Below are 17,991 nucleotides of genomic sequence, written 5' to 3' on the forward strand. Positions count from 1 at the left end.
TTTCTATCTCATTTCGGAAAAGCGTGCGGACAGAGTGCTGCCCACGCCGAATATGCCAGATGGAGAGAGTGTAGTTCGGGAATATAAAATTCATAGAACTGTAACGAAAAATCGCAATTATTGTTAAATTAAATGCTCTCGCGAATAAACGCCTGCAGCTCGGCCAGCGTTTTTGCGCCGTCAATCGCATTGGCGGCCAGCAGGCTTGCCCGCGCGCAGGCGTGCGCCAGATAAATACTTTCTGTCAGCGGGAGCGATTCATGGCAGCCGTATAAAAAGCCCGCGCAAAAGGCATCGCCCGCGCCGACGCTGCCAATAATCTCTTCCTGCTCCAGCATCCATGACGGGATCCAGCGACCCTCTTCACCGCGAGCTTCTCCCCATGCGCCTTCCGGACAGTGGATCACCACCCGCTGGCGTACGCCGGCCGCCAGCAGCTGCGCCGCGGCGTCCGCGATATGGGCAATGTGCGGGGCGTCGTTTTCGTCACGCATTGTCAGGCCGCTAAACTCACCGGCCTCCAGCTCGTTAATCACCAGATAGTCGAGATGGCGAAGGGCAGGGAGCACCAGCGGCTGATAGCGCGGGTCGCCCTTACGGGAAACCAGATCGAGTGAGGTTTCATACCCCTGGTCACGCATCTGCGCCAGCAGCCGCGCGCTGCGGGTGCCAAATTCGTCATCGGGCATATCCAGGCTGTCGAGTAGCAGGAGATAGCCGAGATGGAAGATCTTCATCGATCCGTCTAAGCGATCGAAAGCAGGAAGATCCAGCAGGCGGTTGGCCCCCGGCGAGTGGAAAAAGGTGCGCTGTCCGCTGGGGTCGGTCATCACCTGCGACATGGAGGTTGGCGCAAAGGTGGTGCGCTGTACGCGCTGGCGGTTGACGTGGTACTGGTCGAGCATCGCCAGAATGTAGTCCCCGTCGCCGTCTTCGCCAATCAGCCCCACCGCCTGCAGCGGCAGGCCAACGTGCATTTTTGCCAGCGTCAGCAGGACGTTGATCGGCGCGCCGCCGGTTGAGCGTTCGCTGTGGGTGATTTCCGCCAGCCAGCCGCGCTCCGGCCACTGCACGATCTGGTGGACGTGGTCCACCAGCATATTGCCTGCGGCGATGATGCCTTTGCGTTCCATCATGCCTGCCCCGCGCTGCCGAAAATGCGCATCTGTTCGGCGACCGTATCCGTAATCGCCTCTTCTATCCCCAGCAGCAGCTCGGCAAACTCGTCGTACAGCGGCTGGCGGTTCGCCATGCGCTGCTCCACGGCGGCGAGCGCGGCCTGCGACATGCCGGTATAGAAATTGATTTTATGAATGCCCAGCTCGATGGCGCGGCGGAAGTCGGCATCGCTAATCCCGGAGCCGCCGTGTAAAACCAGCGGCAGCCCCGTCTGCTGACGAATGGCGTCCAGACGCGGGAAATCGAGCTTCGGCTCGCCTTTATACTTGCCGTGTGCGTTGCCGATGGCGACGGCCAGCGCGTCGATGCCGGTTGAATCAACAAATTCGCGCGCCAGCTGCGGATCGGTGAAGAAGGCTTCATCCGCATGTCCGTAAAGCGCGCCCCCTTCATCACCCCCGACCGCGCCCAGCTCTGCCTCCACGGAGACGCCCACCGCATGGCACATCTTCACCACTTCTCGCGTCTGGCGAACATTTTCCTCATAGCTCAGCGTAGAGCCATCGAACATCACGGAGCTAAACCCTAAGCGCAGGGCGCGCACGACGGCGTCATAATGCAGGCCGTGGTCGAGGTTGAGCACCACGGGAATAGCGTGGCGAGCGGCCTCGAACTTCACCGCTTCGACAAGGGAATCCAGCGACACGTACTTAAAATGCACTTCCGCGATGTTGATGATAAACGGCGAGCGTTCCTGCTTTGCGGCGGCGAATAGCGCGCGCAGGAAGTGGGAGTCGAGCACGTTAAACGCGCCCAGCGCATAGCGGTGTTGTCTGGCGTGCGCAAGACCGTCGGCAAGAGAAATCAATGGCATCATTCACCCCTTATATCCGAAACAGGTTGTACTCGTTGCACAGCACCAGCAGCGCCGGTTCGTCTTCTTCGATGTTGTTATAGCGGGCAACGGGCTGCAAAAAGTGGTTGTCGTGTTCATCGTCATTAACCGAGGAGACTTCGCCCACCAGCACGTCGCCGAAGCCGCGTTCGCCCCAGAAACTGTGGTAAAGAGTGGGCGTCAGGCAGATGCTTTCCCCTGGCGTGAGGCGCAGCTGGCTGCCGGGGGCGTGTGTCTGGCGGCAGCCGTCGACGGTGACGGTCACGTCGGTGTTTTCCGTCTCTTCATGCGCTCCAGCATTCCATAACTCAATGATCAGATTCCCGCCGCCCCGGTTGATGATGTCTTCGCGCTTGCGCCAGTGAAAATGCATCGGCGTCACCTGGCCGTCGCGCACGTGCATGATTTTTTCGGCATAGCTTTTTTCATAAGGCACGCCGTTGGGCGAGCCGTTGCGCAGGGTGAACAGCGTCAGGCCTTCAGCGGCAAAGTTGTTGCCGCCGAACGCCGTCACGTCCCAGCCGAGCTTGAGGTCGAACACTTCCTGCCATGCGGCCTGGTCAAGCTGCTGCCATTTCGTTGGCGGAAAGCTGGCAAAAGGCGGGAGATGAACGTCGTGCATGGAGAAAAACTGCCGCGTGTGGCCGAGGATTTCATTGATGTCGGAGCGTTTCATGGGGACTCCTTGAAAACAGTTCCCTCTCCCTGCGGGAGAGGGAAAAGGATCATTTAACCGTCCAACCCTTATAGGTACCGACGTTCTTTTTATCGATCATCGTCACCGGGATCAGCACGGGCGCTTTCGGCGCGGGTTTGCCCTGGAGAATGTCATAGCCGATCTCCACCGCCTTTGCCGCCATGACCTGCGGATCCTGCGCCGGGGTTGCGACAAACAGCGAGTTTTCACGCTTCAGCGCTTCCTCACCGTCCGGCGATCCATCCACGCCAACGATAAAGAACTCGTTGCGCTGCGCCTGTTTCGCGGCCAGATCGGCGCCGATCGCGGTCGGATCGTTAATCGCAAACACGCCGTCGATCTTCGGATTGGCCGCCAGCAGGGAGGTCATGACTTCCAGACCGCCTTCACGACTGCCCTTGGCGTTCTGGTTATCCGAGAGCACCTTGATATCCGGATGTTTTTTGAACTCCGTCTGGCACCCTTCTACGCGGTTTTGTACCGCAGAGACCGGCGGTCCGTTGATGATCACCACGTTGCCTTTCCCTTTCAGGCGGTCGGTAATGTACTTACAGGCCATCTCACCCGCCTGGGTGTTATCGGAGGTGATGGTGGCATCAGCCCCTTCCGCCGCCACGTCAACCGCCACGACCACGATCCCGGCGTCCTTCGCGCGTTTCACCGCCGGGCCGATCCCTTTGGAATCCGCGGCGTTGAGGATGATCATGTCCACTTTCGCGGCAATGAAGTTGTCGATCTGCGCCACCTGCTGGCCCAGATCGTACCCGCTGGAGACCAGCGTCACCTTGACGTTATCGCCCGCCAGCTTGCGCGCTTCCAGCTCGGCACCTTTGGTGATCTGCACGAAGAACGGGTTAGCCAGGTCGCCCACCGTCACGCCAATGGACTTCAGATCTTTCGCCTGCGCAAACGGCGTTGCGGCAAGCAGCGCGCCAGCACAGAGCGCGGTCACTAAGGGTTTCAAACGCATCTTGTCTTCCTCACTCGTAGGGTATTGTTGTTATGCACTTTGATGGTGTCGGGTACGGTATTTGTCGATCAGCACCGCAATGATGATCACCGCCCCTTTGATCACCAGCTGCCAGAAGTAGGAGACGCCCATCAGCGTCATGCCGTTGTTGAGGGTGGCGATGATCAAGGCACCGACCAGCGTGCCGGTGATCGTGCCGATCCCGCCGACGAAGCTGGTGCCGCCGAGGATCACCGCCGCAATTGCATCCAGCTCGTAACCCGTGCCGAGGTTACCGTTAGCGCTGTAGAGGCGTGAGGCGCTCATGACGCCGCCGAGGCCGGAGAGCAGGCCGCTCATGCCGTAGACAAACAGCAGCACCAGCCAGACCTTAATGCCCGTTAAGCGCGCCGCCTGCATGTTGCCGCCCACGGCGTAGATGTGAACGCCGAGCGTGGTGCGGCGCAGGATGAACCAGCACACCACAATGACCGCCAGGGCGATCGCCACCAGCCAGGGGATCGGGCCGAGGTAGTTATTGCCGATCCACTCGAAGTTGATGTTGGAGTTAATGACCGTCGTGCCGTCGGCCAGCAGATAGGCCGCGCCGCGCAGCGCCGTATAGGTGCCGAGCGTGACGATGAAGGGGGGCAGCCCGGCAAAGGCCACCAGTGCGCCGTTGAACAGGCCCAGCACCATGCCGAGCATCAGCGCGGCCGGAATGGACAGCCCGGCGAATTCGGGAATGAGCGACACCACCATCGCCGCCACCGCCGTGGTGCCGAGAATCGACCCCACCGAGAGGTCAATCCCGCCGGTGAGGATAATAAAGGTCATTCCCGCCGCCAGCACGATGTTGATCGACGCCTGACGGGTGATGTTGAGCAGGTTGCTCTCAGTGAAGAAGTTGGGCGCAATAAAGCCAAAAACCGCCACAATCAGGATCAGAATCGGCAAAATACCGACCGTTTGCATCAGATCGCTCATCAGCATTTTTTTGGCGGAGGCGGATTTCGCCACCTGCTGCGGATGGGTTGGAGTTGTCATGATTGCACCGCCTGATGATGAGTGTCGTTCACGCCGGTTGCCAGCGTCATAATGTTTTCCTGAGAGATGTCACGCCCGTGAAGCTCGCCCGCGATGCTGCCTTCCCGCATCACGTAAACCCGGTCGCTCATGCCCACCACTTCCGGCAGCTCGCTGGAGATCATCAGGATCGCCACGCCTTTGCGCGCCATCTGGTTCATGATGCGGTAGATCTCGCTTTTTGCGCCGACGTCCACGCCGCGCGTGGGTTCGTCCAGAATCAGAATGCGCGGGCCGATGGCGACCCAGCGGGAGATGAGCAGTTTTTGCTGGTTGCCGCCGGAAAGACCGCCTGCGCGCACCTGCGAATGGGGCACGCGGATATTGAGCAGGGCAATGGCGTCATCGGAAATGGACTGGGCTTTTTTGCGGTTCAGCCAGCCGAAGGTGGCGTCGCGCTCCAGCGTCGCCATAGTGATGTTCTCCTGCGCCGCCAGCTCCAGAAACAGCCCCTGCTCCTTGCGGTTCTCGGTGAGAAAACCGATGCCGTTTTCGATGGCCGCGCGCGGGGAGTGGATCACCACCGGCTCGCCGTCGACCTCAATCATGCCGCCCGTGGCTTTACGCACGCCGAAGATAAGCTGTGCCAGCTCGGAACGTCCGGCCCCGACCAGTCCCGCCAGCCCGACGATTTCGCCGGAACGCACCTGCAGGCTGCACGGCTGTACTTTTTTACCGTCGGTGAGGTGGTGGACGTTGAGACGCGGGCTGCCGAGGGGAATATCACGCTCCTTGTTGAACAGGTCGCTTAGCGGGCGGCCCACCATCATCTTCACCAGTTCCGACGCGTTCAGCTTGTCGCGCGTCAGGCTCCCGACGTACTGCCCGTCGCGCAGAACGCTGACTCGGTCAGAGAGTTCATAGACCTCCGCCATGCGGTGGCTGATATAGATGATCGCCATCCCTTCATCGCGCAGGCGCAAAATCAGTTCAAACAGGCGATGGGTTTCGCGGGAGGAGAGGGCGGCGGTGGGTTCATCCATCACCAGAATGCGGCTGTTGCGGTGCAGCGCGCGAGCAATTTCCACCTGCTGCTGTTCGGCGATGGTGAGCTTCATCACCAGATCGGTGGCGCTAAACTGCGCGCCGAGGCGGTCAATCACCGCCTGCGCCTGGGCGGCCATCTCCTTGCGCTGGACCAGCCCGCCGCGCGACAGCTCGCTGCCGAGGAAGATATTTTCGGCTACGGTCAGATTGGGCGCGAGCTGCATCTCCTGGTAAATCAGCGTGATGCCTGCGGCCAGCGCATCCTTCGGCCCTTTAATGTGAAACGGCTGGCCGTCGATCAGGATCTCGCCGCCGGTGGCGGTATAGGCGCCCGCAAGGATTTTCATCAGCGTGCTTTTGCCTGCGCCGTTTTCACCCATCAGCGCGTGGATCTCACCGGCAAAGACCGTCAAATCCACACCCTTGAGCGCGTGGAAACTGCCAAACGTTTTGGCAATGCTGCGCATCTCTAATACCGGGGTTCTGCTCATGGCGGATCTCCTGTGAATGCCGATTTCTGCACTTCATCACAGGTGCGTAAATGCAAAATTTCAGAAGCTGTTCATATTTGTCATAGTTATGAATAGCGAATGTGAATCACAGTTACGGAGTCAACATGCCTTCACGCCCCCCGTTCTTCGCCAGCGCCCGAGGCCGCCTGCTGATTTTCAATCTGCTGGTGGTCGCCGTGACGCTGATGGTGAGCGGCGTGGCGGTGCTCGGCTTCCGCCACGCCAGCCAAATCCAGGAGCAGGTCCAGCAGCAAACGCTGGACGACATGACCGGCAGCATGAACCTGGCCCGCGACACCGCCAGCGTGGCAACGGCGGCGGTGCGGCTCTCACAGGTGGTAGGGGCGCTCGAGTATAAAGGTGAAGCCGAGCGCCTGAAGCAGACGCAAATGGCCCTGCGCCACTCGCTGGAGCAGCTTGCGGAGGCGCCGCTGGCGCAGCAGGAGCCGGCGCTGGTGGCGCGTATTATTCAACGAAGCAATGAGCTCCAGCAGAGCGTGACGGAGATGCTGGAGCGCGGACAGCGACGCCATCTGGAGCGTAACGCGCTGCTGAGCTCGCTGTACCAAAGCCAGAGCTACCTGCGCCATCTGCAGGACATCAACCGCCGTTATGACAGTAACGTACCCGATGCGCAGCAGCTGATGGAGATGGACCGGCTGATCGCCGCCGCCATCGACACCCCGTCGCCGCGCGCAACCGTTCAGCAACTGGACGCGGTGGCCGCAACGCTGCCCCGGAGTGCCGCACAGCCGGTTGTGAAGGCGGTTCTGCCTGATTTTAATGCCGAGCTAGGTCAGCTCGCCCCGCTGTCGAAGCAGCTGGAGGAGAGCGATCTGGCGATAAGCTGGTACATGTTCCACATCAAGGCGCTGGTGGCGATCCTCAACAGCGATATCAATCAATACGTTGAGCAGGTGGCGCAGGCCTCCCGGCTTCGCACCGCCCAGAGCCATCACGAACTGCAATCCATCAGCGTGTTTATCACCATTTTCGCCGTGCTGGCGCTGATCATCACCGGGTGTGCCTGCTGGTATATCTACCGCCATCTGGCCTCCAACCTGACGGCCATTTCCCGGGCGATGTCGCGTCTTGCTCACGGTGAACAGGATGTGTCCGTTCCCGCGCTGCAGCGGCGCGATGAGCTGGGTGAACTGGCGCGCGCGTTCAACGTTTTTGCCCGCAACACCGCCTCGCTTGAGCACACCACGCGCCTGTTGAAAGAGAAGACCACGCAGATGGAGATCGACCGCATTGAGCGTCAGGGGCTGGAAGAGGCGCTCCTGCACAGCCAGAAAATGAAGGCCGTCGGACAGCTGACGGGCGGGCTGGCGCATGATTTTAATAACCTGCTGGCGGTGATCATCGGCAGCCTTGAGCTGACCGACCCCGAATCAAACGACGCGCCGCGCATTACCCGGGCGCTGAAGGCGGCCGAGCGTGGCGCCTTGCTGACCCAGCGCCTGCTGGCGTTTTCTCGCAAGCAATCCCTGACCCCGCATGCGGTAGAGATGCAGCCGCTGCTGGAGAACCTCCGGGAACTGCTGCGTCACTCCCTCCCTGCCACCCTGACCCTGGAGATCGAAGCGCAATCCCCGGCATGGCCCGCCTGGATAGACGTTAGCCAGCTGGAAAACGCCATCATAAACCTGGTGATGAACGCGCGCGATGCAATGGAAGGGCAAAGCGGGGTGATAAAAATCCGCACCTGGAATCAGCGCGTCACCCGCAGCGACGGGCGCAGGCAGGATATGGTGGCGCTGGAGGTCATTGACCGCGGCTGCGGGATGTCTCAGGAGGTGAAATCCCGCGTCTTTGAGCCGTTCTTCACCACCAAACAGACCGGGAGCGGGAGCGGGTTAGGCCTGTCGATGGTCTACGGCTTTGTCCGCCAGTCCGGCGGTCGCGTGGAGATCGAGAGCGCGCCGGGGCAGGGGACGACCGTCCGGCTTCACCTTCCGCGATCGACGCTACCCGTAGTTCCTGAAGATGAAACGCTCTCTGCCACCGCCTCGGTCGATAACGAGCGGCTGGTACTGGTGCTGGAAGATGAAGCCGATGTCCGTCAGACCTTGTGCGAGCAGCTGCACCAGCTTGGCTACCTGACGCTCGAAGCGGAAAACGGCGAGCAGGCGCTGAGCATGCTGGCGGCGTCGCCGGATATTGGCATGTTTATCAGCGACCTGATGTTGCCGGGAAGCCTGAGCGGGGCCGAGGTGATTAGCCATGTGCGCAGCCACTATCCGCAGCTTCCGGTGCTGCTGATCAGCGGACAGGATTTACGGCCCACGCATAATCCTCAGCTGCCGGACGTTCAGCTACTGCGCAAGCCGTTTACGCGGGTGCAGCTGGCGCAGGCGCTGCGGAAAATATGTTTTTAAATGCCCCTGTTTAGGATTTCATCAAGAGCAACGTTGACGCCGGTGATGTTAATCTGCGCAAAATTTAGCAGATTGGGATATAAAAGGAATTATGCCGGTACTCACAAAGGGGGACTCACAAATGATCGTGATGCCTACAACATACAGCCCGAGCACAATTGCCAGGTCGTTTAAACTCGTTGATGAGTTTGAGCTTTCCGGGCGAGTGCTACATGTTATTTTTGATAGCCAGACGCCAAGAGCTGCGATTATTGAAGCGGATATCGAAACCTTCGATGGGGTGCCCCGGCATCGGGTTGTTGCTGCCCTGGATTTACAACGTAAAACGCATTTGGGTGAAGATATCATTGCCGTCGAGCGCTGTTGGGAAGATGCCAATGTCATTCAGGTAGAAGGTATCTGTGTTGATCCCGCCGAGCGTGACAAGGGACTGGCAACTCGCCTGTATGAAGCCCTGGTATTACAGTGTGGCGTGACACTTGTCAGCGACTTTGAACAATATGAGGGTGGGAAGATGCTCTGGCAGAAAATTGCCCGCGAGTCTGACCAAATCGCTGTATTTGTTCTTGATACCGAGCAGGGCGCATTTTGGCCGTATGATGGTAGCAAGGTTATCTATGACGGAGGGTGTATCCCCGAAGATCGTATCTGGAGCCATTCGCCGGATCAAAAATGCTACGGCATCGTCCTGGTCGCAGAAAATAAACAGCGTGCGAATCAACTGATGGAAGTCCCAGGACACAACTGAATTTGAGATTCCTCCGCTACCCCCACACCCTGCTGTTCATTACCTTAAGGCCAGTTCACCTGCGAGTCTGGCATTATGAAACGTTACTCTACCGCTCTGTTATTTGGTCTGCTGTCACTCACCAGCCAACTGGCGCATGCCGATATCGTTGATGATGCTATTGGCAACATTCAACAGGCAATCAACGACGCCTATAACCCCAGCAGCAGCCGCAGCAACGATGATGACGATCGTTATGACGATAACCGTCGCATGGATAGCCGTCAGTATGACGATCGCCGTCGGCAGCTTGAAGACAGACGCCGCCGTTTAGATGAGCGTCAGCGCCAGCTGGATGACGACAGACGCCGTCTGGAAGAGGATGAGCGCAGGTTAGAAGACGATTACGATCGAGGCTAAAGCCTGGTGACGCTTCGCTGACGCAGGCCTGCAAAACCCTGGCGCGTAGGCCGGGTAAGGCGCAGCCGCCACCCGGCAAAACTCAGTCGAGAACCAACACCATCCCGTCATACCCCGCTTCAATGCCGGACGGCAGCGGGTTATCCATCATCCACACGTCAAACTGATGGCTGATATGCGTCAGGATCACCTGCGGGCAGCCAATCACTTCGTTTAACGCCATCACGGTATTTAAGTCGCAATGGTTTCGCGGCGTCTCGTCGCGCGGTTCGTGGCTGCAGTCGATAATCATCGCCTGCGGCTGATTGTTGAGCAGGAACTTCACCGTTTTTTTCGGCAGCCCGGCGGTATCGGACAGCCAGGCCACGCGGCTGTGGGCCGATTCCAGCAGATACCCGAAGGTCAGTTTCGAATGGTTGAGCGGCAGCGGCGTGACCCGCATTCCCTGAAGTTCAAACATCACAAACGGTTCGACCGTATGGCTGAAATCCAGAATCCCCGGATGTTTAAACAGGTCGTCACAGCCCACGTCATCCGGCGGACCGTAGACGGGGATCGTCGCGCCCACGCCCCATCGCAGGGGGAAGAGCCCCTGGACGTGATCCATATGGTAATGGGTCAGCAAAAACTGCTGAAAGCTGCCTGCAGCCCAGTCGTCCATCAGGTGTGGAATACCGGCATCCAGCAGGGTCACCGCATCGTTGAATTTGACCACCGCGCTACAGGGGCGACGGCGATAGGTCTCCTGCAGGCGCGCCCGGCGGCACGCCGCGCAGTCGCAGCCAAAGACCGGCACGAGTTGCGCGCTTCCGGTTCCTGTTAACGTGATTGTCAGACTCATAATGCACCTCTACAGCGGTTTGGTGAATCGGAAATGGCTCTGCGTATATCCTTCACGGACGTAAAAACGGTGGGCGTCGGTGCGCTTCACGCTGGTGGAGAGTTCGGTCAGCTCCGCGCCGGCCTCTCGTGCCACCCCTTCCGCCCAGGCCAGCAGCTGGCTGCCCACCTTTAACCCGCGCGCCTGCGGCATCACCACCAGCTCCTGGATCTCGCCGATCCAGCGTGCGTGGTGGAGGTGAAACTGCATGTGCAGGCCGATCATGCCGATGACCTGCCCGTCCAGTTCGGCAAGCTGGTAGCGCATGTTGTGATCCTGCAGATTGGCAAGATAGCCCGCGTGAAACGCCTGGTGATCAAATTCGGCCTGCTTTAATTCGCAGATTAACGCATAGACGATTTGCGCATCGTCGGCGGTGGCGGGGCGAAGCGTGCAGTCAGGCATGCTGTTTCTCCTTCTGACGGATAAGCGATAAAAAGGTCTCGACTGACTGTAGCAAACTTCCGTCGTTATTAAGGATATGGCAGTCGGACGGGGTGTAGCGCGCCGCACGCGCAAGCCGTTGATCGATCTCACGGGCGGATTCACGACCCCGGCTCTGCAACCGGCTGCGCAGGACGTCCGGTGAAACCTGCAGGCAAACCGGCAGCAGGGCCGCCCCATAGCGGGCGCGCGCTTGCGAAAGGTGCGCCCGTGAACCGTTGACCAGCACGTCGAACCCCGCATGCAGCCACAGATCGGTCTCGATGCCGATCCCATAGTAATAGCCGTTGGCGTGCCAGCTCAGCGCCAGCAGATTTTGCCCGGCACGGGTAAAAAACTCCTGCTCGCTCAGGGCGATATGGTTTTCACTCCCCGCATTGGCCGCGCGGGTAATGTAGCGGTGCGCCACCAGCAGCTGCGGATGCTCCTGCTGCCGTAAGGCGGACAGCAGGCTGTCCTTACCGGAGCCGGACGGCCCCATTAACCAGATAAGTCTTCCCATCAGAACACCCTTTTTCCCTGACGCCAGACGTGGTCAATATGGACGTGCTCGCCCTTGCGGTGAGCCAGCACCAAATCCGCCCGCTTGCCTTCGGCTATCTCGCCGCGATCCTGCAGATTAAGCGCCGAGGCCGGGTTTTTCGTCACCAGGCGAATCGCCTGTGGCAGCGAGAAGCTGTTGCCCTCATCGTCCGCGACGCGGAAGGCCGCGTCCAGCAGGCTGGCGGGGTAATAGTCAGAGGAGAGGATATCCAGCAGGCCGAGCGAGGCGAGCTTGCTTGCCGCGACGTTGCCGGAGTGCGAGCCGCCGCGCACGATGTTCGGTGCGCCCATCAGGACGTTCATGCCGTGCTTGCGGGAGGCTTCAGCCGCCTCGAACGTGGTGGGGAATTCGGCGATCACGCTGCCAAGCTGGTGGGATTCGAGCACGTGATCGTGCGTGGCATCGTCATGGCTGGCCAGCGCGATATTGCGGTCCCGGCACATCGCCGCAATTCGGACACGGTTAGGCTGCGACCACCGTGCCGCAAGCGCCAGCTGCTCTTCTTCGTAACGGGCCATCTCCGCGTCGCTGAGAGAATATTTGCCCTGATAGTATTCGCGATACTTTTCAATGTTGGCGAACTGACGCTGCCCCGGCGAGTGGTCCATCAGGGAGACCAGCGACACCGGCTCGCGGCCGACCAGCTTTTCAAACAGCGGCAGGGTAGTGTGGTGCGGTAGCTCGCAGCGCAGGTGCAGGCGGTGCTCGGCGCGGTTGAGGCCGCGCTTTTGCGTCTCCTCGACGGCGTTGATCATCTTCTCCAGATTTTCCAGACGATCGCCGCCGTCGCGCACGTCGCCGATCGCCACCGCGTCCAGCACCGTGGTGATGCCGCTGGCGACCATCAGCGCGTCGTGGCTGCTCATCGCTGAATGCGCGGGCCAGTCCACCTTCGGGCGCGGGGTGAAGAATTTATCCAGATTATCGGTATGCAGCTCAATCAGCCCCGGCAGCAGCCAGCCGCCGTCGCCGTCCATCGCCTCGGGCGAGCGGCTCTGGGTTTCAGCAAACGCGCGGATTGTTCCGTCCTGGATCTCAATCGAGCCGTCAACCACCTCATTGTCCAGTACCAGCTTGACGTTATTGATAATCATGCGGGAGTCCCCATTGGGTGCAGCCTGTCCGCGACGCGGGTGCGAACGCTCTCGTCGTGGAAGATCCCGACGATCGCCGCCCCGCGCGCTTTGGCCTGTTCGATCAGCTCCACCACGGCCGCGCTGTTTTTATCGTCGAGCGAGGCGGTGGGTTCATCCAGAAGTAAAATCGGGTAGTCGACGATAAAGCCGCGGGCGATATTGACGCGCTGCTGCTCGCCGCCGGAAAAGGTCGACGGGGCAAGGTGCCACAGGCGCTCGGGCACGTTCAGGCGCGTCAGCAGGCTGGCGGCTTTGGCGGCACAGGTTTCGCGCGGCACGCCAAGATCCAGCAGCGGCTGCATCACCACGTCCAGGGCGGAGATCCGCGGGATCACCCGCAGAAACTGGCTCACCCAGCCGATCGTCGAGCGGCGCACCTCCAGCACCTTACGCGCCGGGGCCTGCACCAGGTCGATCCATTCATCGCCGTGGCGAATATGAATATGGCCTTCGTCGGGCAGATAGTTGGCGTAGAGGGAGCGCAGCAGGGTCGATTTTCCGCTGCCGGAGTGGCCGTGCAGCACCACGCATTCGCCGCGATTAACCTCCAGCGAGGCATTTTGCAGCACCGGCAGGCGCACGCCGTTTTGCTGGTGGAGCACAAAGGTCTTACTTACGTTTTGTACGTGGATCATGTTGGCCTCGCGATTCGTTTTGCCGGGTGGCGGCTTCGCCTTACCCGGCCTACAAGGTGCGGTGTTCGCGTTGCCGGGTGGCGGCTTCGCCTTACCCGGCCTACAGGTGCGCTATTCGTAGGCCGGGTAAGCGCAGCGCCACCCGGCAGCAGCACCCTCAGTTCTGCAACACGGACGACACCAGCAGTTGGGTGTAGGGATGGTGGGGATCGTCGAGCACGCGGTCGGTTAACCCACTTTCCACCACCCGACCCTGCTTCATCACCAGCAGGCGGTCTGCCAGCAGGCGCGCGACGCCCAAATCGTGGGTGACAATCACCACCGCCAGGTTCAGCTCTACCACCAGGCCGCGCAGCAGGTCGAGCAGGCGCGCCTGCACGGAGACGTCCAGCCCACCGGTGGGTTCATCCATAAACACCAGCTTCGGATGGGTGACGAGATTGCGGGCAATCTGTAAACGCTGCTGCATGCCGCCGGAGAAGGTTGTCGGCAGGTCGTCGATGCGCGAGGCGGGGATTTCCACTTCTTCCAGCCAGTGCTGCGCCGTGGCGCGGATATTGCCGTAATGGCGCGCGCCGGTGGCCATCAGGCGTTCGCCGATATTGCCTCCGGCAGAGACCTGACGGCGCAGGCCGTCCATCGGGTGCTGGTGCACCACGCCCCACTCGGTGCGCAGCAGGCGGCGGCGCTCGGCCTCGCTCATGCCGTAGAGCGAGGCGCCCTCATACAAAATGTCGCCGTTCTGCGGCGTCAGGCGCGCGGAGATGGATTTCAGCAGGGTGGTTTTGCCGGAGCCGGACTCGCCGACGATCCCCAGCACTTCGCCCGGCCACAGCTCGAACGACACGTCGCTGAAGCCTTTGCCCGGCGCATACAGGTGGGTCAGGTGATTTACCGAAAGCAGCGGTTTCATTGGCCGTTCGCCTCGCTCTGTTGGCGGCAGAAATCGGTGTCGGAGCAGACAAACATCCGTTTGCCCGTGTCGTCCAGCACCACTTCGTCCAGGTAGCTGTGTTTGGATCCGCAGATGGCGCACGGCTCGTCCCACTCCTGCACCGTAAACGGGTGATCGTCAAAATCGAGACTCTCTACACGGGTGTACGGCGGTACGGCGTAGATGCGTTTTTCACGTCCGGCACCGAACAGCTGCAGGGCGGGCATCATGTCCATCTTCGGATTATCGAATTTCGGGATCGGCGACGGGTCCATCACGTAGCGGCCGTTGACCTTCACCGGGTAGGCGTAGGTGGTGGCGATATGGCCGAAGCGGGCGATATCCTCATACAGCTTCACCTGCATCACGCCGTACTCTTCCAGCGCGTGCATGGTGCGGGTTTCGGTTTCGCGCGGCTCGATAAAGCGCAGCGGCTCCGGGATCGGCACCTGAAAAATCAAAATCTGATCTTCCGTGAGCGGCGTTTCGGGAATGCGGTGGCGGGTCTGGATCAGCGTCGCGTCTTCGGTTTTTTCGGTGGTCGCGACGCCCGTTACCCGCTGAAAGAAGGTGCGGATCGATACGGCGTTGGTGGTGTCGTCCGCGCCCTGGTCGATGACCTTCAGCACGTCCGCCTCGCCGATCACGCTGGCGGTAATCTGGATGCCGCCCGTCCCCCAGCCGTAGGGCATCGGCATTTCTCGACCGCCGAACGGCACCTGATAGCCAGGAATCGCCACCGCTTTTAAGATGGCGCGCCGGATCATGCGTTTGGTTTGCTCGTCCAGATAGGCAAAGTTGTAGCCGCTTAAGTTAGCCATGTTTGCGCTCCCGTTGCAGGCGTTTCAGCAGTTCCAGTTCGGCCTGGAAATCGACGTAGTGCGGCAGCTTGAGGTGCGAGACGAAGCCCGCGGCCTCGACGTTATCCGCGTGGGCCAGCACAAACTCTTCGTCCTGCGCCGGGCCAGCAACGTGCTCGCCGTAGTCCGGTGCCTGCAGGGCGCGGTCGACCAGCGCCATGGCCATCGCCTTGCGTTCGCCGAGACCAAACACCAGCCCGTAGCCGCGGGTAAAGTGCGGGTCTTCATTTTCGGGCGCAACAAAACCGTTCACCATTTCACACTCGGTCATCAGCAGTTCGCCGACGTTTACGGCAAAACCCAGCTCTTCCGGCACGATTTCGACGTCGATATAGCCGCTGCGAATTTCGGCGGCAAACGGGTGGTTGCGCCCGTAGCCACGCTGGGTGGAGTAGGCCAGCGCCAGCAGATAGCCCTCGTCGCCGCGCATCAGCTGCTGCAGGCGGGAAGAACGCGAGCACGGGTAAACCGGCGGCGTGCGGGTGATGTCATCCGGCTGCGCGCCGGAGTCCTCTTCCGCCTTCGCCAGGCCCTGTTTCGCCAGCAGGCTGAAGACGTGCGGAGACGGTTCCTGTTCGGCGTCAGAGGTACTGAGTCGTGGCGCCTCGCCGTTCGCCAGCAGGGTAAAATCCAGCAGGCGATGGGTGTAGTCATAGGTAGGGCCGAGCCGCTGGCCGCCGGGAATGTCTTTATAAACGGCAGAAATGCGGCGCTCCAGGCGCATCTCCGCCGTGTTGATGGGTTCGCTGACCGCCAGCTTCGCCAGCGTGGTGCGGTAGGCGCGCAGCAGGAAGATGGCTTCCACGTTATCGCCGCTGGCCTGCTTGAGGGCCAGCGCCGCCAGCTCGCGGTCGGCGATACCGCCCTCGGTCATCACCCGATCGACGGCGAGATTAAGCTGCTGTTCAATCTGGGCGACGCTCAGCTCAGGGAGCTGTTCATCACCCCGTCGTCTGTGCGCCTGCAGCGCATGGGCGGCGGCGATCGCTTTTTCGCCCCCTTTGACGGCAACGTACATCAGCACACCTCCACGTGGGTGGTCCGCGGGATGGCCAGCAGGCGCTCGCCGCAGGTCAGGATCAGGTCAATGCCCAGCGGGAACGGGTGCGGGCGCTCGGTCAGCTCGTGAATGATGCACTCCGGCAGCTGCGGCGCGACCATGCGCTCGTCGGCGATGCCTGCGCCCGTCAGGCGCAGCATGCGGCCGCCGCTCAGGCTGGCGACCTGCAAAATCAGCGTGGCGCTGGTTTCCGGGGCGACGGCGGTGCCTTCGCTCAGGGCATTCAGCTGTTCATGGCTGATTTGTTCGTCGGCCACGGCAAAGATCGCCTGCCGGGGCTGATCGACCAGCGGAGCGCCGGTGTGAAAACGCAGGTTCTGGCTGGCGATGTCGTTCGACAGGGCGCCCGAAAGCCATACCGGGGTATCGTTGTCGGCCAGGGTGAGCAGCACGCTGGTTGTCGCCAGGTTCAGCGGCAGCCAGCCCTGAGAGAGCTGATGCAGCGAGACAATCACGCCCGGCTCGCTCATGGCCTTCAGCAGGCGACGGAAACTGTGTTGGGCATCCTGGACGGCCAGGGTAAAAGCAGGTTGAAGCGTCATGCGTTGTCTCCGCGAACGAGCGTAAAGAAGTCGACCCGGCTGGTATTCACTTCGGCCTGACGCGCGGCAAGACGTGCGGCGCGGTTGGCCTCCAGCGGGGAAATAAGGGTTTCCATCAGCGTCTGGAAATGCGGTGGTTCCTGTAAAAGCGCATCGATGACCGCGCAGCGCTCGGCGTGCGCTTTATCACGCCCCAGCACGTAGCCGTAGCCCAGCGTGCCGCTGTGCAGGCGGATCGCTGCGCGGGTGAGGGTGGCATCCCCGGCGAAGAAGCGCTCGCCGGTGCCGCCCATGCGCGCCTGGATCTGAACGAGGCCGATCTCCGGCGCGCGGAGGAGGTCGTACCCGGGAGCCAGGCTAAGGGCGTTCATGCGGGCAGAGAGCGCAGCAGGCTGGCTGTGGGCCAGCACGCGCATCCAGCGCTGTCGGGTGGCGGTGTCGAAGTGCATTCAGTGCTCCATGGTGAATTCAATCATGTCGGCGCGGGTCAGGCTGACGGAGTATTCCGTCGCGTCGATCTCGCCGTCACGGTGGTTGAGGGTGCGCACGCAGAGCAGCGGGGCCATATTGGGGATTTCGAGCACTTTGCTCTCTTTCGCCTGCGCGCGGCGGGCGCTGATGCGCGTCTGGGTGCGTTTCAGCGCAATGCCTGTCGCATTCTGGAGAAAATCATGTAGCGAACCGCTGGAGAAATTCTGCAGCACCGGCCAGAGGGTGAGATCCGCGAAGTAGTGATCGATCTGGCACACCGCGACGCCGTTGACCCGGCGCAGCGTGCGCAGGTGGATGACGTTGTCGCCCTCCTGAATACCCAGCGCGTCCGCCACGTGGCTGGAGGCCGGACGTAGCACCGAGAGCAGCTTTTCGCTGGTCGGGTGGCTGCCCTGATCCAGCAGGTTCTGGCTAAAGCGCGCCTGGGCGTTAAGCGGGTAGTCGAACGGGCGCATCAGCACCAGCACGCCCACGCCCTGACGGCGCTGCACCCAGCCGCGCTCGACCAGCTGGTCAATGGCGCGGCGCAGTGTGTGTCGGTTCACCTCATAGCGGTCGGCAAGCTGCTGCTCGGCAGGAAGGTAGTCTCCGCAGCGGTAATGCGTGCGCAGCTCCACTTCGAGCTTTGCCGCAATCTCTTGCCAGCGGGTGGGGTAACTGGTCGGATGTCTGGATAAGTGCATAGAAAACA

Annotated in this window: 20 protein-coding genes; 3 read left to right on the top strand and 17 right to left on the bottom strand. The window is 61.0% G+C overall.

All coding sequences use genetic code 11. From position 1 onward, the window contains the following. Window positions 1-128: 128 nt before the first annotated feature. The 6 genes from L362_RS03030 to L362_RS03005 are packed head-to-tail and all read right to left on the bottom strand — an operon-like array spanning window position 129 to window position 6,224. Window positions 129-1,136, bottom strand: coding sequence for a carbohydrate kinase family protein (locus L362_RS03030; protein ID WP_023345277.1), 1,008 nt, complete (start codon window positions 1,134-1,136; stop codon window positions 129-131). Next, on the bottom strand, window positions 1,133-1,993 hold the full coding sequence (locus L362_RS03025) for a ketose 1,6-bisphosphate aldolase (protein WP_025912336.1): 861 nt from the start codon (window positions 1,991-1,993) through the stop codon (window positions 1,133-1,135). Before L362_RS03025 ends, L362_RS03030 begins: the two co-directional genes overlap by 4 nt. 10 nt (window positions 1,994-2,003) lie before the next feature. Then, the gene (locus L362_RS03020; RefSeq protein ID WP_023293504.1) at window positions 2,004-2,690 is read right to left on the bottom strand and encodes a D-lyxose/D-mannose isomerase; all 687 of its coding nucleotides are present in this window, start codon (window positions 2,688-2,690) and stop codon (window positions 2,004-2,006) included. 49 nt (window positions 2,691-2,739) lie between these two features. Next, window positions 2,740-3,681, bottom strand: coding sequence for an ABC transporter substrate-binding protein (locus L362_RS03015; protein WP_021242935.1), 942 nt, complete (start codon window positions 3,679-3,681; stop codon window positions 2,740-2,742). 30 nt (window positions 3,682-3,711) lie between these two features. After that, on the bottom strand, window positions 3,712-4,707 hold the full coding sequence (locus L362_RS03010) for an ABC transporter permease subunit (RefSeq protein ID WP_008500046.1): 996 nt from the start codon (window positions 4,705-4,707) through the stop codon (window positions 3,712-3,714). Then, complete coding sequence (locus tag L362_RS03005) at window positions 4,704-6,224, bottom strand: sugar ABC transporter ATP-binding protein (protein ID WP_021242933.1); 1,521 nt, start codon at window positions 6,222-6,224, stop codon at window positions 4,704-4,706. The genes L362_RS03010 and L362_RS03005 overlap by 4 nt, the downstream gene beginning before the upstream one ends. 125 nt (window positions 6,225-6,349) lie before the next feature. Here L362_RS03005 and L362_RS03000 point away from each other — a divergent pair, with 125 nt between their 5' ends. The 3 genes from L362_RS03000 to yjdP all read left to right on the top strand — a co-directional run bounded on the left by L362_RS03000 (window position 6,350) and on the right by yjdP (window position 9,773). Further along, complete coding sequence (locus tag L362_RS03000) at window positions 6,350-8,626, top strand: ATP-binding protein (protein WP_023345279.1); 2,277 nt, start codon at window positions 6,350-6,352, stop codon at window positions 8,624-8,626. Window positions 8,627-8,747: 121 nt separating this feature from the next. Then, window positions 8,748-9,374 carry a GNAT family N-acetyltransferase gene (locus tag L362_RS02995; RefSeq protein WP_008500049.1) on the top strand — a complete coding sequence of 209 codons (627 nt, stop codon included), beginning with the start codon at window positions 8,748-8,750 and terminating at the stop codon, window positions 9,372-9,374. A 75-nt stretch (window positions 9,375-9,449) separates the two neighbouring features. Then, window positions 9,450-9,773, top strand: a complete 324-nt coding sequence (gene yjdP / locus L362_RS02990; RefSeq protein WP_021242926.1) for a DDRRRQL repeat protein YjdP — start codon at window positions 9,450-9,452, stop codon at window positions 9,771-9,773. A gap of 82 nt (window positions 9,774-9,855) precedes the next feature. Here the strand turns inward: yjdP and phnP are convergent, their stop codons facing one another. From phnP to phnF, 11 genes are all read right to left on the bottom strand, one after another. Then, window positions 9,856-10,614, bottom strand: a complete 759-nt coding sequence (gene phnP, locus L362_RS02985) for a phosphonate metabolism protein PhnP (protein WP_023345280.1) — start codon at window positions 10,612-10,614, stop codon at window positions 9,856-9,858. 9 nt (window positions 10,615-10,623) lie between these two features. Next, complete coding sequence (gene phnO / locus L362_RS02980) at window positions 10,624-11,058, bottom strand: aminoalkylphosphonate N-acetyltransferase (protein ID WP_021242924.1); 435 nt, start codon at window positions 11,056-11,058, stop codon at window positions 10,624-10,626. Next, window positions 11,051-11,602: a ribose 1,5-bisphosphokinase gene (gene phnN / locus L362_RS02975; protein ID WP_031275336.1), complete on the bottom strand. Its 552-nt coding sequence runs from the start codon at window positions 11,600-11,602 to the stop codon at window positions 11,051-11,053. Before phnN ends, phnO begins: the two co-directional genes overlap by 8 nt. Next, on the bottom strand, window positions 11,599-12,735 hold the full coding sequence (gene phnM, locus L362_RS02970; protein ID WP_023345281.1) for an alpha-D-ribose 1-methylphosphonate 5-triphosphate diphosphatase: 1,137 nt from the start codon (window positions 12,733-12,735) through the stop codon (window positions 11,599-11,601). The genes phnN and phnM overlap by 4 nt, the downstream gene beginning before the upstream one ends. Further along, window positions 12,732-13,412, bottom strand: coding sequence for a phosphonate C-P lyase system protein PhnL (gene phnL, locus L362_RS02965; protein WP_023345282.1), 681 nt, complete (start codon window positions 13,410-13,412; stop codon window positions 12,732-12,734). The genes phnM and phnL overlap by 4 nt, the downstream gene beginning before the upstream one ends. Before the next feature lie 157 nt (window positions 13,413-13,569). Next, a complete protein-coding gene (gene phnK, locus L362_RS02960; protein ID WP_021242920.1) occupies window positions 13,570-14,325 on the bottom strand; it encodes a phosphonate C-P lyase system protein PhnK in 756 nt (251 codons plus the stop codon). Beyond that, the gene (locus tag L362_RS02955) at window positions 14,322-15,167 is read right to left on the bottom strand and encodes an alpha-D-ribose 1-methylphosphonate 5-phosphate C-P-lyase PhnJ (protein WP_008500058.1); all 846 of its coding nucleotides are present in this window, start codon (window positions 15,165-15,167) and stop codon (window positions 14,322-14,324) included. The genes phnK and L362_RS02955 overlap by 4 nt, the downstream gene beginning before the upstream one ends. Beyond that, window positions 15,160-16,224 carry a carbon-phosphorus lyase complex subunit gene (locus tag L362_RS02950; protein WP_021242918.1) on the bottom strand — a complete coding sequence of 355 codons (1,065 nt, stop codon included), beginning with the start codon at window positions 16,222-16,224 and terminating at the stop codon, window positions 15,160-15,162. Before L362_RS02950 ends, L362_RS02955 begins: the two co-directional genes overlap by 8 nt. Then, complete coding sequence (gene phnH / locus L362_RS02945) at window positions 16,224-16,808, bottom strand: phosphonate C-P lyase system protein PhnH (protein WP_023345283.1); 585 nt, start codon at window positions 16,806-16,808, stop codon at window positions 16,224-16,226. The genes L362_RS02950 and phnH overlap by 1 nt, the downstream gene beginning before the upstream one ends. Then, complete coding sequence (gene phnG, locus L362_RS02940) at window positions 16,805-17,257, bottom strand: phosphonate C-P lyase system protein PhnG (RefSeq protein WP_023345284.1); 453 nt, start codon at window positions 17,255-17,257, stop codon at window positions 16,805-16,807. The genes phnH and phnG overlap by 4 nt, the downstream gene beginning before the upstream one ends. Continuing rightward, window positions 17,258-17,983, bottom strand: coding sequence for a phosphonate metabolism transcriptional regulator PhnF (gene phnF, locus L362_RS02935; RefSeq protein WP_023326523.1), 726 nt, complete (start codon window positions 17,981-17,983; stop codon window positions 17,258-17,260). Window positions 17,984-17,991 lie beyond the last annotated feature (8 nt).

Source organism: Enterobacter sp. MGH 16 (assembly GCF_000493175.1).
Classification (GTDB): Bacteria; Pseudomonadota; Gammaproteobacteria; order Enterobacterales; family Enterobacteriaceae; genus Enterobacter; species Enterobacter roggenkampii.

Bases quoted from the DNA above. Each gene is read 5' to 3' on its own strand.
- L362_RS03030 (WP_023345277.1), bottom strand. From the start codon at position 1,136: ATGATGGAACGCAAAGGCATCATCGCCGCAGGCAATATGCTGGTGGAC.
- L362_RS03025 (WP_025912336.1), bottom strand. From the start codon at position 1,993: ATGCCATTGATTTCTCTTGCCGACGGTCTTGCGCACGCCAGACAACAC.
- L362_RS03020 (WP_023293504.1), bottom strand. From the start codon at position 2,690: ATGAAACGCTCCGACATCAATGAAATCCTCGGCCACACGCGGCAGTTT.
- L362_RS03015 (WP_021242935.1), bottom strand. From the start codon at position 3,681: ATGCGTTTGAAACCCTTAGTGACCGCGCTCTGTGCTGGCGCGCTGCTT.
- L362_RS03010 (WP_008500046.1), bottom strand. From the start codon at position 4,707: ATGACAACTCCAACCCATCCGCAGCAGGTGGCGAAATCCGCCTCCGCC.
- L362_RS03005 (WP_021242933.1), bottom strand. From the start codon at position 6,224: ATGAGCAGAACCCCGGTATTAGAGATGCGCAGCATTGCCAAAACGTTT.
- L362_RS03000 (WP_023345279.1), top strand. From the start codon at position 6,350: ATGCCTTCACGCCCCCCGTTCTTCGCCAGCGCCCGAGGCCGCCTGCTG.
- L362_RS02995 (WP_008500049.1), top strand. From the start codon at position 8,748: ATGATCGTGATGCCTACAACATACAGCCCGAGCACAATTGCCAGGTCG.
- yjdP (WP_021242926.1), top strand. From the start codon at position 9,450: ATGAAACGTTACTCTACCGCTCTGTTATTTGGTCTGCTGTCACTCACC.
- phnP (WP_023345280.1), bottom strand. From the start codon at position 10,614: ATGAGTCTGACAATCACGTTAACAGGAACCGGAAGCGCGCAACTCGTG.
- phnO (WP_021242924.1), bottom strand. From the start codon at position 11,058: ATGCCTGACTGCACGCTTCGCCCCGCCACCGCCGACGATGCGCAAATC.
- phnM (WP_023345281.1), bottom strand. From the start codon at position 12,735: ATGATTATCAATAACGTCAAGCTGGTACTGGACAATGAGGTGGTTGAC.
- phnL (WP_023345282.1), bottom strand. From the start codon at position 13,412: ATGATCCACGTACAAAACGTAAGTAAGACCTTTGTGCTCCACCAGCAA.
- phnK (WP_021242920.1), bottom strand. From the start codon at position 14,325: ATGAAACCGCTGCTTTCGGTAAATCACCTGACCCACCTGTATGCGCCG.
- L362_RS02955 (WP_008500058.1), bottom strand. From the start codon at position 15,167: ATGGCTAACTTAAGCGGCTACAACTTTGCCTATCTGGACGAGCAAACC.
- L362_RS02950 (WP_021242918.1), bottom strand. From the start codon at position 16,224: ATGTACGTTGCCGTCAAAGGGGGCGAAAAAGCGATCGCCGCCGCCCAT.
- phnH (WP_023345283.1), bottom strand. From the start codon at position 16,808: ATGACGCTTCAACCTGCTTTTACCCTGGCCGTCCAGGATGCCCAACAC.
- phnG (WP_023345284.1), bottom strand. From the start codon at position 17,257: ATGCACTTCGACACCGCCACCCGACAGCGCTGGATGCGCGTGCTGGCC.
- phnF (WP_023326523.1), bottom strand. From the start codon at position 17,983: ATGCACTTATCCAGACATCCGACCAGTTACCCCACCCGCTGGCAAGAG.